This is a genomic window from Devosia insulae DS-56, assembly GCF_000970465.2.
Lineage (GTDB): Bacteria > Pseudomonadota > Alphaproteobacteria > Rhizobiales > Devosiaceae > Devosia_A > Devosia_A insulae.
In genome coordinates, this window is sequence record NZ_LAJE02000202.1 from 1 (window position 1) to 13670 (window position 13670).

The window sequence follows — 13670 nt, forward strand, 5'->3', positions numbered from 1 at the left end:
AGGGGGAGGGGAGCCGTTCCGCACCGTCGGCGACATGGTCGAACACCTCGAGAACCTCGCAGCCAACCTCGTCGACGGCCACGCCCCCGACCCCGATTGGCACGCCACCGCGGCCGTGCTCGAAACGATAGAACACGTTATCCGTCCGCGCCTCGCCGCCTCCGGCCCCAACGAGATCGCCTCGCTGCTCCTCGGCCTCGACGGCAAGTTCGTCCCGCCCGGCCCCTCCGGTGCGCCGTCGCGCGGCCGCCTCGACGTGCTGCCCACCGGGCGCAACTTCTACTCCGTCGATATCCGCGCCGTGCCTACCCCGACCGCCTGGGAACTCGGCCGGAAATCTGCCGAGAACCTGCTGGTCCGTCACTTCCAGGATCACGGCACGCCGCTCCGTTCCCTCGCGCTCTCCGTCTGGGGTACCGCGAACATGCGCACCGGCGGTGACGACGTCGCCCAGGCACTCGCCTTCATCGGCGCCAAACCGGTCTGGGATCCGTCGTCGCTCCGCATCTCCGGTTATGAGATCATCCCGCTGGCCAAGCTCGGCCGGCCGCGTGTCGACGTGACGCTGCGCATCTCGGGCTTCTTCCGTGATGCCTTCCCGGCGCAGATCGCATTGTTCGACAAGGCGGTCCGCGCCATCGGCGCGCTCGACGAGCCCGAGGACCAGAACCCCATCGCCGCCCGGATGCGCACCGATGCGCTGGAGTTGATGAAATCCGGCGCCGATGATCGCGCTGCCGCACTCGGCGCCGGCCACCGCATCTTCGGCTCGAAGCCGGGGGCCTACGGCGCGGGCCTGCAGGGCCTGATGGATTCGGGCAACTGGGAGACCAAGGCCAATCTCGCCGAGGCCTTCCTCAACTGGGGCCAGTATGCCTACGGCGCCAATGCCGACGGCACGCCCGCGCGCGATCGTTTCGCTGCGCGCCTCTCCGACATCGAGGCGGTGGTCCACAACCAGGACAATCGCGAGCACGACCTGTTCGACAGCGATGATTACTACCAGTTCGAGGGTGGCCTTGCGGTCACCGCGGAAGCCCTGACCGGTCGCGCCCCTGCCGCCTACCACAACGATCACTCCCGCCCCGAGCGGCCGATCGCCCGCACGCTGGCCGAGGAGATTTCGAAGGTTGTGCGCTCCCGCGTCGTCAACCCGAAATGGATCGATGGGGTGAAGCGCCATGGCTACAAGGGCGCCTTCGAGATCATCGCGACGGTCGATTACATGTTCGCCTTCGCCGCGACCACCGGCGCCGTCCAAACCCACCATTTCGACCTCGCCTTCGAAGCCTTCGTCGAAGACGATGCGACGCGTCGGTTCATTCAGGACAACAACCGCTTCGGCTATGACGAACTGATCGAAAAGTTCAACGAAGCCCGCCGGCGCGGCTTCTGGACCCCACGTTCCAACTCCGCTTTCGCCTATCTCGAGGACACTTGATGACCGACAAAGCCCCCAAGAAGACCGACCTGATGAGCGAAGCCGAGCGCGACGCCTATCACGCCGAAAAGATGCGGAAGAAAAAGGAGGCGCGGAACAAGATCCTTGCCACCAAGACCGAGGAGCGCGGCCTGCTCATCGTCCATACCGGCAAGGGTAAGGGCAAGTCGACCGCCGCCTTCGGCATGGTGTTCCGCGCCATCGGCCACGGCTTCAAGGTCGGCGTGGTGCAGTTCGTCAAGGGCGCCTGGAGCACCGGCGAGCGCGATGTGCTCGACAGGTTTCCCGACCAGGTGACCATCAAGGCGATGGGCGAGGGCTTTACCTGGGACACTCAGGATCGCCAGCGCGACCTCGCCGCCGCCCGCGGCGCCTGGGAGATGGCCAAGGACCTGATCGCCGACGAGCGCTATAAGCTCATCCTGCTCGACGAGCTCAATATCGTGCTGCGCTACGACTACCTGCCGCTCGACGAGGTGCTCGAGGTGCTGAGGAACAAACCCCGCGACACCCACGTCATCGTCACCGGCCGCAATGCCAAGGACGAGATCATCGAATTGGCCGACCTCGTCACCGAAATGACCGAGATCAAGCACCCGTTTCGCAGTGGGGTGAAGGCGCAGGCGGGGATCGAGTTTTAGGGGGCGTCCACTGGTGCCCTCGGCAGCACCGGCCGTCGAGCGAGCGCCTTCTCCCCTTGTGGGAGAAGGTGCCCGAAGGGCGGATGAGGGGTTCTCTCCGCGGACTCCGTCGCTCGTCGCTGCGCTCCAAGCGCGCTACACTTCGTTGCGCGGACCCCTCATCCGGCGCTGCGCGCCACCTTCTCCCACAAGGGGAGAAGGCAGGCCGGTGCGAGTTACTAGGAGAAGAGGCCGGTGGATGCCCTTACTCCAGCCACCGCGTATCGAACTTCGGGCTCGCGTGGATGTGGATGCTTTTCATCGGCCCCAGCGTCCTGAATTTGTGCGGCGCGTTGGCCGGCACCACGAGGATCTGGCCCGGTCCGGCCTCGATCTCCTCGTCGCCGATGGTGAATACGGCACGACCCTCCTCGATGATGAAGGTCTCGGGGTAGGGATGGGTGTGGAGCCGTGGTCCGGCTCCGGCATCGACGCTGTCATGGAGGATCACCGTGACATTGGCCTCGCCACCCTCCCACTCGCCCGACTGGCGGGTGGGGTGCATCGCCCAGTCCTCGCGTTGGTAGACACGCGCCATCAGCACCCTCCCTTGAGGCTTCGCACCAGCTGCTCCACCACCGGCTCCAGCTTGCCCAGGTCCACCGCCGAGTATTCCAGCTGGAACGCCGCATAGGCGCCGTCGCAAAGCGCGATCATCCGCTGGTAGAGGATGCGCTTGCCTTGCGCGCCCGAAAAGCTCGCCCAGCTCGGTGTCACTGCCTCATAGCTGATGTTCCACCCGTCGGCCTCGGCGAAGCCCTTGGCTGCGGCCACCGCACTTTCGAAGCTGTCTTCGGTGATGTTGCCGCCCCACACCAGGAGCTTGGTGGCGCCGCCGCGGAAGGCGCGGCCATCGCCATTATCGGCCTCCTTGCCCCACTCGAAGCCCGGCGGCACGTCGATGGTGTAGCCGAAGCGGGCATTGTCATACTGGCCCCAGTCGGTGGCGAGCACCGGGGCGGCAAGGACGATGGCGAGAAAACAAATCAAAGCGCGCATGGCAGTGAAGATCACCTGCCATGCGCCAGCCTGCAACCTCAAACCCGATAGGTCTCAGGCACCCTTCATCATCACCGCGGCGGCAAGCACGATGAACGCGACGATCAGGATCCAGAACGCGTAGGCACTGACGAACGGTATCGAGACGAGGGCGCCGAGCAACGCGATGACCGCGATGACGACGGCGACGATGAACATGGTCTGGCTAGGCGCATTGAGAGTCATGAAAGATCTCCTGGGTCATGCACACGGGGAGACCTTAGGCGCGCCGCTGAATCGCGGCCATGCCACGCCCGGGGCTTTGCACAGCTTGTGCGGGTCCCGACCGCGTCGCCCTTAACCCAGCTAAGTACTCGCCGGCAAAAGTCGATTTTCATTGTCGGGCTAACAATTCGGCGACAATATCCCCCTAGGGTGCGTGCCGCCTTGGGGGCCCTAGAAGTGTCTACACCCAGATTGGAGCGGTCCATCCGCGCCATAACCCTGTTTACCATTGGCTGCCTGCTGGCGGCCCTTGTTGCGTTGCCGCTGCCGCAGGCCTACGCGCAATCCTCCGCCATCGCCCGCATCCAGGCCACCGGCAAGCTCACCGTCGCGGTGTTCTTCGAGGATGTGGTGCCGTTCTTCTATGTCGGCCCGGAGGGCAAGCTGGTTGGCGTCGACCCCGCCATCGCCGAGGACATTGCCGAAAAGCTCGGTGTGACGCTGGAGTACAACCGCGCCGCCACCACCTTCGACGGGCTGATCGATGAAGTGGTCGAAGGCCGCGCCGATATGGCGATCAGCCTCCTCAGCGATACGCTCGAGCGCGCCGCGCGCGCCAGTTTTTCCGAGAGCTATGTCAGCGTCCGCCAGTTCCTGCTGATCAACCGCCTGCAGCTCGGTCGTCTCGTCGCCGCGGATCCCGACCGCGCCAATGACATTCCGGCGCTGCTCAACAATCCGCAATCGCGCATCGGCGTCATCGATGGCACGTCCTATGTCGGCTTCGTCGCCGAGGACTTTCCCGAGGCGCAGAACGTTGCCTTCAACACCTGGGCCGAAATGCTTGCCGCGGTGAAGTCCGGCGACCTGGTGGCGCTGATGTACGACGAGATCGAGATCGGCAACTGGCGCCTCGCCGATTCCGCCGGCGCCGTCGAGCTCAGGCCCTACCATCTCGCCGGCCATCCCGACACCATCGCCATCGCCCTGCCGCCCGGTCAGACCGATCTCAAGGCCTGGGTCGATCTCTACCTCACCAAGGCCAAAACCAACGGCTTTCTCGAGGGCGTGCTCAACGAGTACCTCTATTCGAAAGACAGGGCGCTGATCGATGGCTGAGGCATTGAAGGGCCGCCTTGGCCGGCTGTTACTCCACCCGGTGGCGATCTTTACCGGGCTGGTCGCCGGCGGTGTGCTGGGCTGGCTCGACAAGGGCCAGATGCCGGTGATCGGCACGCTCGGCGACATCTACATCCGGCTGTTGCAGATGTGCGTCATCCCGCTGCTGTTCACCGCGGTTGCCACCAGTCTCAGCCGCCTGTTCCTCGATGGCGCCGCCAACCGCTACTTCACCCGCCTCGTACTGCTGATCATCGGTGGCCTTGCCGTCGCTGGAGCGCTCGGTGTCGCGCTGGGCTATTGGGGCCAGCCCGGCGGCGAGCTGCAGCTCGCGGCGCGCGAGGTCATCGGCAAGGTGATCTTCACCGCCGAGGCGGCCGGAACCGGCGTCGATCCGGCGCACACCCAGGGCGTGTTCGCCGACCTGGTGGTCGGCATGTTCCCCGAGAACATTTTCGGTGCGCTGACCACCGGCAACAAGATCGCCATCCTGATGTTCGCCGTGCTGTTCGGCGTGGCGCTCGGCTCCATCGCCCGGGAGAAATCCGAGCGCGCCACGGCTTTGCTCGAGGCGTTCTACGACACCTTCATCAAGATCATCGAATGGCTGATGTACGTGCTGCCCTTCGGCCTGTTCTGCCTCGCCTACAGCCAGGTTTCAGCTGTCGGGCTCGACGTGTTGTTCGCCATGACCAAGCTGGTGGTCTTCATCTATGCCGGCGCCATCGTGCTGATCGCACTCTACTCGGTGCTGATCTGGTGGCGCGTCGGCGGCAGCTATCTCGCGACGCTCGGGGCGATGCGCGAAACGGTGGTCGTCGCTTTCGGCACCTCCAGCAGCTACGCCTCGATTCCTTCGGCGCTGCGCGGCCTCAAGGAAGGGTTGCGGCTCGATCGGCGCGTCGTCGATCTGGCGCTGCCGCTCGGCATTACCCTCAATCCGCCTGGCTCGACCTTCCATTTTGCGCTGGCGACGCTGTTTCTCGCCAACCTTTACGGCCTGGCGCTCGACCCAGGGCAGATGGTGTTCGTGCTGTTCGGCGCCATGCTGGCCGGCGTCGCCGCCACCGGTGCGCCCGGCGTCGCGGCTTTGTCGATGATCTCGATCATCCTCGTGCCGCTCGGCCTGCCAGTCGAGGTGGCGATCATCCTCCTCGTTGCCATCGACCCGATCGTCGACCCGATCCTCACCGTGGTGAACGTCCAGGGCAATGCCGCGACGACCGCGCTGCTGGCGGGGAAGCCGGAGGTCGGCCCCGAAGGGGCCCTGCGAGTAGCGAATAGTGAGTAGTGAGTAGCAGGTGGGGCGAACTACTCGCTATTCGCCACTCCCTATTCGCTCCTGCCTCACACCACCACGATGCCCGAGTGCTTGGCCTTGTTCTCTGGCTCGACATGGATGGTGATCTGCGCTCGCTCCACTGCCTCGCGGAGCTTCAATTCGATGCCGTCGCAGATGGCGTGCGCCGCCTCGACGCTCATCGTGCCCGGCACCACCAGGTGAAAGTCGATGAAGGTCATGGCGCCGGCCTGCCGGGTGCGGATGTCATGCGCCTCGAGCGCTCCGTCGGCATTGGCCGAGATGATTTCGCGGATCTGGTTGAGCAGCTTTGGCTCCACCGCCACGTCCATCAGCCCGATGACGCTCTGCTTGATCAGCTCCCAGCCCGACCACAGGATCGCCACCCCGACCAGCGCCGCAAGGATCGCGTCGAGCTGCACGAAGCCGGTCGCCGCTGCCAGCAGCACGCCGATCAACACGCCCAACGTCGAGACCACATCGGTCCACAGGTGCCTGCCATCGGCGATCAGCGCCGGCGATTGCTCCTCGCGGCCACGCCGCGACAGCCACCAGGCCCAGCCGGCATTGATGCCGGTGGCCAGCACGCTGACGCTGAGGCCCAACGGATCGAGCTTGAACTCGCGCGGGTTGATGAAGCCGTAATAGGCCTCGCGGAAAATCAGCAGCGCCGCCACCGCGATGAAGATACCGATCACCACGGCGGAAAAATACTCAGCCTTGTAATAGCCATAGGGCAGGCTGGCATCGGCCGGGCGCGCCGCCAGCCGCACCGCGATCAGCGCCACGATCGCCGTCACCACGTTGACCACGCTTTCGAGCGCATCCGAGAACAGCGCGATCGAGCCGGTCGCCCAGGCGGCATAGCCCTTCAGCGCCAGCACCAGGATGCCGACCGCGAGGCTGCCATAGGCGACACGCACCGCCAGATTTGAATTGCCGCTTGCCATCAGCGGCCAATAGCCGAGCCCCTTCGCGCTGGCAAGTCACTGAATTTGCATGTGATTTTGAGAAGCGTTCGCATCTGGGCCGGAATCGTTTGACCGGCTATGGGCCCCTCACTACAACCCATTGATAGCGCAGCGTTCCTTGATGGACTGAGACTCACGCCCGGTGCGGTCGACCCAATTCGGGGACCAAGTCCGGGGCTGCTGGTTGGTCGAAAAGCGAACTCTGCCTTTGTGCAAAACAGAGGCGAGCATGAACAAATCCCTGATCCTGCCGGCGGACACCGCCGTGATGCTGTGCGGCCATGGCAGCCGCAACCAGCTTGCCGTCGGCGAGTTCGCCATCCTTGCCGAACGGCTGCGTGAGCGCCTGCCGGGCGTTCCGGTCGAGTATGGTTATCTCGAGTTCGCCAATCCGGTGATCCACCAGGGGCTGGATAAGTTACGGGCCGGCGGCGCCAAACGCGTGCTCGCCGTCCCCGGCATGCTGTTTGCCGCCGGCCACGCCAAGAACGACATTCCCTCGGTGCTCAACACCTATGCCGCCGGCAAGGATGTCGAGATCACCTATGGCCGCGAGCTCGGCGTCGATCTGAAAATGCTGCGCGCTGCCGGCGATCGCATCCAGGAGGCGATCGATGCTTCTCCCAACGAGGTGCCGCGCCATGAAACGCTGCTGGTGGTGGTCGGTCGCGGCGCTTCCGATCCCGATGCCAACTCCAACGTCGCCAAGGTCATGCGCCTGCTCTGGGAGGGCATGGGCTTTGGCTGGGGCGAGGTCGCTTATTCCGGCGTCACCTTCCCGCTCGTCGCTCCGGCGCTCGATCATGCGGTGAAGCTCGGCTATCGCCGCATCATCGTCTTCCCGTACTTCCTGTTCACCGGCGTGCTGGTCAAGCGCATCTACGATGCGGCCGATGAGGCGGCGGCGAAGTACCCGCATATCGAGTTCCTCAATGCGCCCTACCTCAACGACCACCCGCTGGTGGTCGAGACCTTCGTCGATCGCATCCAGGAAATGCTGGTCGGCCAGAACCTGATGAACTGCGCCATGTGCAAGTATCGCGAACAGGTGCTGGGGTTCGAGGCCGAGGTCGGCCTGAAGCAGGAAAGCCATCACCACCATGTCGAAGGCATTGGCGGCGGGCTCGAGCACTGCCCGTGCAGGGGTGATTGCGATTCATCGTGCCGCGACGAGGCCTTCTGCCTGAAACACGGCCTGCCCTGGACGCCGCTCCATGCGCACGATCATGGCCATGACCATGGTCACGATCATCCCCATCCCCATCCGCATAGCCACGCCCCGGCGCGGCACGCGCTGGTCGCCAACCCGGCTTTCCCGGTGATCCGCCTCGGCGGCAGCCACGACCACGGCTACCCCGAGGATCACGGCCATCACCACGGCGACAGCCCGCACCACCATCACGATCATGCCGACCATCACCATCACCCATATCCGCACGCCGACCATCCGCTTGGGCCGGTGACGTTGCCCAAGGTGCCCGGCCGCCTCGCCCGCGAGGATAGCGACAGCTGATGCCGCTGTTCGATCGCTACATCGCGGTGGATTGGTCGGCGAAGAACGAGCCGACGACCAAGGCGAAGGACGGAGCCGACTCGATCTGGGTTGGTGACGCAACGCGATCAGCGGCGGGTATCCGTCTCTCTGAAAGCCGCAATCCGCGTACGCGGTTCGAAGCGATGGACCTGCTGACGACATTGCTGCGCGGTGCCCGTTCCAGGGGGCAGCGCGTTATTGTCGGGTTTGATTTCCCATTCGGCTACCCTGATCGGGCAGCTGCCCGCATATCGGGTGCGGCCGATTGGGAGCGACTCTGGTCCACGTTCCACGAACGGGTGAGCGACGATGATCGCAACAGGTCCAACCGCTTTGCTGTCGCAAATGAGATCAACCGTGCTCTGCGGCCAGACGGTCCCTTCTACTGGGGCCACCCAGTTGGCCAAACCCACGACAACCTCGCGCCAACGCGATTTGGGCTGAACTACGAGGCGATCGCGGAGAGGCGCATTGTAGAGCAGCGAGCGAAGGCAAAGTCCGTGTGGCAGCTGAACGGCGCTGGTAGCGTCGGCGGTCAGGCGCTAACCGGCATCGCGCAGCTGCAAAAGCTCCGCAGGTTTGGCGGCTTCAACGGCGAGATGGCGATCTGGCCATTCGAGACTGACTTCGACGGGAACCTTAGCTCGCCGATCATTGTCACTGAGATCTACCCGTCGATCTTCGCCTTTGATCGCACGCTGAGCCCACCGGATCGGGCACAGGTGGAAGCTGTCGCGCATGGCTTCGCGGAACTCGATGGTCGCGACCAACTTGGCGAGTTGCTTAGCGCTCCTGCCGACCTGTCCGCTCTCGAGCGGGAAGTCGTTCTACGTGAAGAGGGCTGGATTGTTGGCGTTGGGCATGACGCGCTGAGGGGCAGCGTAGCTCTTCCGCCCAAGATGGCAGAGCCGACATCGATTGCACCGGCGAAGTACCTCCGCGATCCCGCCGCCATCTACGCGCAGAGCTTTGCCACCATCGAAGCCGAAGCCGATTTGTCGGTGCTTCCTCCCGAGCTCCGTCCTGCCGCCATCCGGATGATCCATGCCTGCGGCATGGTCGACCTCGCAGCAGACATCGTTGGCGATCCCGCGGTGGTGACGGCTTCCCAAGATGCGCTGCGCGCCGGCGCCCCGGTCCTCTGCGACTGCGAGATGGTCCGCTCCGGCATCATCCGTCGCCACCTCCCTGAAGCCACCGAGCTCATCGTCACCCTCAACGATCCGACGGTGCCGGCGCTGGCGGCCTCGCTCGGCACCACCCGCTCCGCCGCCGCCGTCGAACTCTGGCGCCCGCGGCTGGCCGGCGCCGTGGTGCTGATCGGCAATGCCCCGACCGCGCTGTTCCACCTCATCGAACTGATCGCCGCCGGTGGCCCGCGTCCGGCCGCCATCATCGCCGCGCCGGTGGGTTTCGTGGGGGCGGCCGAAAGCAAGGCCTTGCTCGCGTCCAACACGCTTTCTATGCCATTCCTCACGGTGCGCGGTCGCCGCGGTGGTTCGGCCATCGCCAGCGCCGCCTTCAACGCCATTTCGAAAGACCTCGCATGACCGCCTGGCTGCATATCATCGGGGTAGGGGAACGGGGGCCGAACGAGCTGCCGGCATCCTACAAGCTGCTGCTCAGCTATGCCGATACCGTCATCGGCCCGGCCCGTTTCCTCGCCGATCTCGAGCCGGTGACCCGCCCCAACGCCGGCGCCGACCTGTTCAACCCCGAATTCGTCACCAAGCGCAGCTTCGAGGCGGTGGCCCGGGCGCTGTCCGGCGAGGAGCCCGACCACTCGCCCGCCGCCAGCTATGCCGACGGTCGCACAATGATCGAATGGGAGCCGCCGCTCGAGAGCATGATCGAGCAGGTGATGGCGCTGCGCGAAACCCCCACCGTCATTCTCGCCTCGGGCGACCCGATGTGGTTCGGCATCGGCGCGACGCTGACCCGCTACCTGTTGCCGTCAGAATTCGTCATCCACGCCCACCCCTCGGCCTTCCAGCTCGCCGCGGCGCGGCTGCACTGGCCGCTGCAGTCGGTCGCCACCCTGTCGCTGCACGGCCGGGCGGTGGAATCGCTGCATCCGCACCTCCTCCCCGGCAACCGCATCCTGGCGCTCACCGCCGATCACACCACCGTCGATCTCGCCATCGAGCTGCTGGTCGATCGTGGCTACGGCCGCAGCCTCGTCACCACGCTGGAGAACCTCGGCGGCCCCGAGGAGAAGATCAGCTCCGACGAAGCCGAGAGTTTTAACAGCCGCGAGGTCGAGGATTTTTATGTCCTCGCCATCGATTGCGTGCCCGATTTCACTGCCCCGCTGCTGCCCCCGGTGCCCGGCCTGCCCGACGAGGTCTTCGTCACCGATGGGCAGCTGACCAAGCGCGAGGTGCGTGCCGCGACGCTGGCCAAGCTCGCCCCGTTCCCCGGCGCGCTGCTCTGGGATGTCGGGGCCGGTTCCGGCTCCATCGCCATCGAGTGGATGCGGGCCGCCCGCGACGCCAAGGCCATCGCCTTCGAGCGCCAGGGTGAGCGCCTGCAGATGATCGCCCTCAACGCGGCTGCGCTCGGTGTGCCCAACCTGGAGATCGTCAGCGGCGAGGCGCCCGGCACCTTCGGCCGCACGGCCCCGCCCGATGCCATCTTCATGGGTGGCGATGTCGGCAACGACGACCTGTTCGATGCCTGCTGGAACGCCCTGAAACCGGGCGGCAGGCTGGTCGCCAACGCCGTCACGCTCGATGCCGAGCACGCGCTCTATTCGCGCCACCTGCAGCTCGGCGGCGAGCTGACCCGGATCGACATTTCCGCGCTCGATCGCGTCGGCGGCCATCGCGCCTTCAAGCCGCGCATGGCGGTGACGCAATGGCTGGTCACCAAGGCAATGCACGGCCTCGTGGTGACGCCGTGATTGGCACCCTGCACCTCGTCGGCGTCGGCCCGGGCGATCCCGAGCTGCTGACGCTCAAGGCTGTCCGTTTGCTCGGTGCCGTCCCGGTCATTGCCTATCCCACCACCGGCGAGGACGCGGCCCTGGCGCTCGAGATCGCCACCCCGCACCTCAATGCAGCCGCCGAACGGCTGCCGGTGGCGATCCCGATGGCGGTGGAACGTGGCCCCGCCCAGGCCGCCTATGACGGCGCCGCCACAGCCATCCTTGTCCATCTCCGTGCCGGCCGCGACGTCGCCTGGCTCTGCGAAGGCGATCCACTGTTCTACGGTTCGGCCATGTATCTGGTCGCCCGGGTCGGCCCGCATGCTCCGGTCGAAATCGTCCCCGGCATCACCTCGCTCACCGCCGCCGCCGCGGTCGCTGGTCGTCCGCTGGCCGCCCGCAACGAAATGCTCAAGGTGCTGCCGGCGCCGCTCGACGACGCGACGCTCCGCACCGAGCTCGCCGCCACCCCGGCGGCGGCCATCATCAAGGTCGGCCGTCACTTCGATCGGATCCGCATGCTGCTGGCGGAGACCGGCCATGCCGATGGCGCCGTGGTGGTCGAACACGCCACCACGCCGCGCCAGCGCATCACCCGCCTCGCCGATTTCGCCCACGACGAGCGGCCGTACTTCTCCACCATCCTCTGCTATCGCGGCACCGAGGCCTGGGGCGAAACCGCCGGAGCCGGCGCATGAGCACCCCCGCCATCATCATCTTCGCCGATACCGGCCTCGATACCGCCACCCAGATCGCCGAGGCGACCGGTGGCGAGATCTACAGCTGCGGGCAGGGCGGCGCCGACGCGCTGAAACTGCTGCCGCGGCTGTTCTCCGAGGGGCGTCCGATCATTGGTGTCTGCGCGGCCGGCATCCTGATTCGGCTGCTCGCCTCGAGCCTTGAGAACAAGCAGAAGGAGCCGCCGGTGCTTGCCGTTTCGCTCGGCGGCGCCAGCATCGTGCCGCTGCTCGGCGGCCATCGCGGCGCCAACCGGCTGGCCCGCGAGCTCGCCGACGAACTGGGCGGCCACCCTGCCATCACTACGGCGTCGGACAGCAAGTTCCTCCACAGCCTCGACGAGCCGCCTGCGGGCTGGGTGCTCGGCACCCCGCAGGATGCCAAGCCCGCCATGATGGCGCTGCTGCTCGGCGCCAAGCTGCAGATCGAGGGGGAGGCGCCATTTCTCGCCGAAGCCGGCTACCCGGTCTCTTCGCTGGGCGCGGTCAAAGTGCTGGTCACCGAGCAGAAGCTGCGCATCGAGCGCGGCGTGGTCTATCACCCCAAGACGCTGGTCGCTGGTGTCGGCTGTGAGCGGGGCGCCGACGCCGAGGAGGTGATCGGCCTCATCGACTTCGCCCTGCGCCAGCAGAATCTGGCGCCCGAAAGCCTTGCCGCCATCGCCTCGATCGACATCAAAGCCGACGAGCCGGCGCTGCTGGAAGCTGCCCGCCACTTCAAGGTGCCGCTGCGGCTGTTCTCCGCCGCCGAGCTCCTGCAGGAACGCTACCGCCTCAAATCGCCGTCCGACTATGTCGAGGAAACCGTCGGCACCCCCAGCGTCGCCGAAGCCGCTGCCCTCAAGGCCGGCCCGCTGGTGGTCGAGAAGTTGAAATCCGACCGCGCCACCTGCGCCATCGGCAAGGCGCTGCACCCGATCGACCCCGAAAATCTCGGTCGCCGACCGGGCGTGCTGCACCTCGTCGGCATCGGGCCGGGCGAAGCCGTCTCCCGCACTGCCGCGGCAGTGAACGCGCTCGAACAAAGCACCGATTGGGTGGGCTACGAGCTCTACATCGATCTGGTCGCCGATCTTCGCCGCGGCCAGGTCGAGCATCGTTATGGCCTCGGCGAGGAAGAGAGCCGCGTTCGCCATGCCCTAGAGCTTGCGGCAGAGGGCAAGGTCGTGTCGCTGGTCTGCTCCGGCGATGCACAGATCTATGCCATGGCGGCGCTCGCCTATGAGCTGCTCGACGCCACCGGCCCGCGCGCCGTCTCCGAGGTCGCGCGCCGCGTCAACCTCGAGACCCACCCGGGCGTCTCCGCCTTCCAGGCGGCTTCCGCCGCCGCCGGCGCGCTGATCGGCCACGACTTCTGCTGCATCTCGCTCTCCGACCTGTTGACCCCGCGCCAGGACATCCTGAAGCGCCTCGACGGCGCGGCGCGCGCCGACTTCGTCACCGCACTCTACAACCCGCGCTCGCAGCGTCGTACCGACCTGATCGAGGAAACCAAGCGCATTTTCCTCGAGCACCGCCCGCCCTCGACCCCGGTGATCATCGGCTCCAATCTCGGCCGCCCCACCGAAAAGGTCCGTGTCGTCTCGCTGGCCGATTTCGACCCCACCGAGATCGACATGCTCACCATCGTGATGATCGGCTCCAGCACTTCGCGCACCTTCCAGCGCGGCTCCGGCGCCGTCGCCTACACCCCACGCGGCTATGCGGCCAAGGGGGCGCAGGATGGGAACTGAAGCCCGCGCTCCCCTCCCCCTTGAGG

Annotated in this window: 13 protein-coding genes; 9 read left to right on the top strand and 4 right to left on the bottom strand. The window is 66.1% G+C overall.

What is annotated here, in order from left to right; genetic code table 11:
- Both VW23_RS14555 and cobO read left to right on the top strand, forming a co-directional pair.
- Nucleotides 1–1441: cobaltochelatase subunit CobN (locus VW23_RS14555; RefSeq protein ID WP_176730403.1), on the top strand; the 1441-nt coding region annotated here is incomplete at its 5' end.
- Nucleotides 1441–2082 (top strand): cob(I)yrinic acid a,c-diamide adenosyltransferase, encoded by a 642-nt coding sequence (gene cobO / locus VW23_RS14560; RefSeq protein ID WP_069910278.1) that lies wholly within the window; start codon nt 1441–1443, stop codon nt 2080–2082. The genes VW23_RS14555 and cobO, both read left to right, overlap by 1 nt.
- Before the next feature lie 244 nt (nt 2083–2326).
- Here the strand turns inward: cobO and VW23_RS14565 are convergent, their stop codons facing one another.
- Genes VW23_RS14565 through VW23_RS29005 form a run of 3 tightly spaced genes read right to left on the bottom strand, consistent with a single transcriptional unit; the run spans nt 2327 to nt 3345 of the window.
- Nucleotides 2327–2659 carry a cupin domain-containing protein gene (locus tag VW23_RS14565; protein WP_069910279.1) on the bottom strand — a complete coding sequence of 111 codons (333 nt, stop codon included), beginning with the start codon at nt 2657–2659 and terminating at the stop codon, nt 2327–2329.
- The gene (locus tag VW23_RS14570; protein WP_069910287.1) at nt 2659–3120 is read right to left on the bottom strand and encodes a hypothetical protein; all 462 of its coding nucleotides are present in this window, start codon (nt 3118–3120) and stop codon (nt 2659–2661) included. The genes VW23_RS14565 and VW23_RS14570 overlap by 1 nt, the downstream gene beginning before the upstream one ends.
- A gap of 54 nt (nt 3121–3174) precedes the next feature.
- A complete protein-coding gene (locus VW23_RS29005; protein WP_176730404.1) occupies nt 3175–3345 on the bottom strand; it encodes a hypothetical protein in 171 nt (56 codons plus the stop codon).
- 216 nt (nt 3346–3561) lie between these two features.
- Between VW23_RS29005 and VW23_RS14575 the strand changes: the two genes are divergently transcribed.
- Nucleotides 3562–4443, top strand: coding sequence for an ABC transporter substrate-binding protein (locus VW23_RS14575; protein ID WP_176730405.1), 882 nt, complete (start codon nt 3562–3564; stop codon nt 4441–4443).
- Nucleotides 4436–5734 (top strand): dicarboxylate/amino acid:cation symporter, encoded by a 1299-nt coding sequence (locus VW23_RS14580; RefSeq protein WP_069910281.1) that lies wholly within the window; start codon nt 4436–4438, stop codon nt 5732–5734. Before VW23_RS14575 ends, VW23_RS14580 begins: the two co-directional genes overlap by 8 nt.
- 56 nt (nt 5735–5790) lie before the next feature.
- Here VW23_RS14580 and VW23_RS14585 read toward each other — a convergent pair whose 3' ends face one another.
- On the bottom strand, nt 5791–6693 hold the full coding sequence (locus VW23_RS14585) for a cation diffusion facilitator family transporter (RefSeq protein WP_069910282.1): 903 nt from the start codon (nt 6691–6693) through the stop codon (nt 5791–5793).
- Nucleotides 6694–6943: 250 nt separating this feature from the next.
- Between VW23_RS14585 and VW23_RS14590 the strand changes: the two genes are divergently transcribed.
- Genes VW23_RS14590 through cobJ form a run of 5 tightly spaced genes read left to right on the top strand, consistent with a single transcriptional unit; the run spans nt 6944 to nt 13644 of the window.
- Complete coding sequence (locus VW23_RS14590) at nt 6944–8227, top strand: sirohydrochlorin chelatase (RefSeq protein ID WP_069910283.1); 1284 nt, start codon at nt 6944–6946, stop codon at nt 8225–8227.
- Entirely contained in the window at nt 8227–9798 is a 1572-nt protein-coding gene (locus VW23_RS29505; protein ID WP_244513598.1) for a precorrin-8X methylmutase, read from the top strand. Before VW23_RS14590 ends, VW23_RS29505 begins: the two co-directional genes overlap by 1 nt.
- A complete protein-coding gene (locus VW23_RS14600) occupies nt 9795–11150 on the top strand; it encodes a bifunctional cobalt-precorrin-7 (C(5))-methyltransferase/cobalt-precorrin-6B (C(15))-methyltransferase (protein WP_069910284.1) in 1356 nt (451 codons plus the stop codon). The genes VW23_RS29505 and VW23_RS14600 overlap by 4 nt, the downstream gene beginning before the upstream one ends.
- Nucleotides 11147–11872 (top strand): precorrin-2 C(20)-methyltransferase, encoded by a 726-nt coding sequence (gene cobI, locus VW23_RS14605; RefSeq protein ID WP_069910285.1) that lies wholly within the window; start codon nt 11147–11149, stop codon nt 11870–11872. The genes VW23_RS14600 and cobI overlap by 4 nt, the downstream gene beginning before the upstream one ends.
- Nucleotides 11869–13644, top strand: coding sequence for a precorrin-3B C(17)-methyltransferase (gene cobJ, locus VW23_RS14610; protein WP_069910286.1), 1776 nt, complete (start codon nt 11869–11871; stop codon nt 13642–13644). The genes cobI and cobJ overlap by 4 nt, the downstream gene beginning before the upstream one ends.
- Nucleotides 13645–13670: the final 26 nt, after the last annotated feature.

What these genes read in the sequence shown, in the direction of transcription:
- VW23_RS14565 (WP_069910279.1), bottom strand. Translation starts at nt 2,659, where the DNA reads ATGGCGCGTGTCTACCAACGCGAGGACTGGGCGATGCACCCCACCCGC.
- VW23_RS14580 (WP_069910281.1), top strand. Translation starts at nt 4,436, where the DNA reads ATGGCTGAGGCATTGAAGGGCCGCCTTGGCCGGCTGTTACTCCACCCG.
- VW23_RS29005 (WP_176730404.1), bottom strand. Translation starts at nt 3,345, where the DNA reads ATGACTCTCAATGCGCCTAGCCAGACCATGTTCATCGTCGCCGTCGTC.
- VW23_RS29505 (WP_244513598.1), top strand. Translation starts at nt 8,227, where the DNA reads ATGCCGCTGTTCGATCGCTACATCGCGGTGGATTGGTCGGCGAAGAAC.
- VW23_RS14590 (WP_069910283.1), top strand. Translation starts at nt 6,944, where the DNA reads ATGAACAAATCCCTGATCCTGCCGGCGGACACCGCCGTGATGCTGTGC.
- cobO (WP_069910278.1), top strand. Translation starts at nt 1,441, where the DNA reads ATGACCGACAAAGCCCCCAAGAAGACCGACCTGATGAGCGAAGCCGAG.
- VW23_RS14570 (WP_069910287.1), bottom strand. Translation starts at nt 3,120, where the DNA reads ATGCGCGCTTTGATTTGTTTTCTCGCCATCGTCCTTGCCGCCCCGGTG.
- cobJ (WP_069910286.1), top strand. Translation starts at nt 11,869, where the DNA reads ATGAGCACCCCCGCCATCATCATCTTCGCCGATACCGGCCTCGATACC.
- VW23_RS14585 (WP_069910282.1), bottom strand. Translation starts at nt 6,693, where the DNA reads ATGGCAAGCGGCAATTCAAATCTGGCGGTGCGTGTCGCCTATGGCAGC.
- VW23_RS14600 (WP_069910284.1), top strand. Translation starts at nt 9,795, where the DNA reads ATGACCGCCTGGCTGCATATCATCGGGGTAGGGGAACGGGGGCCGAAC.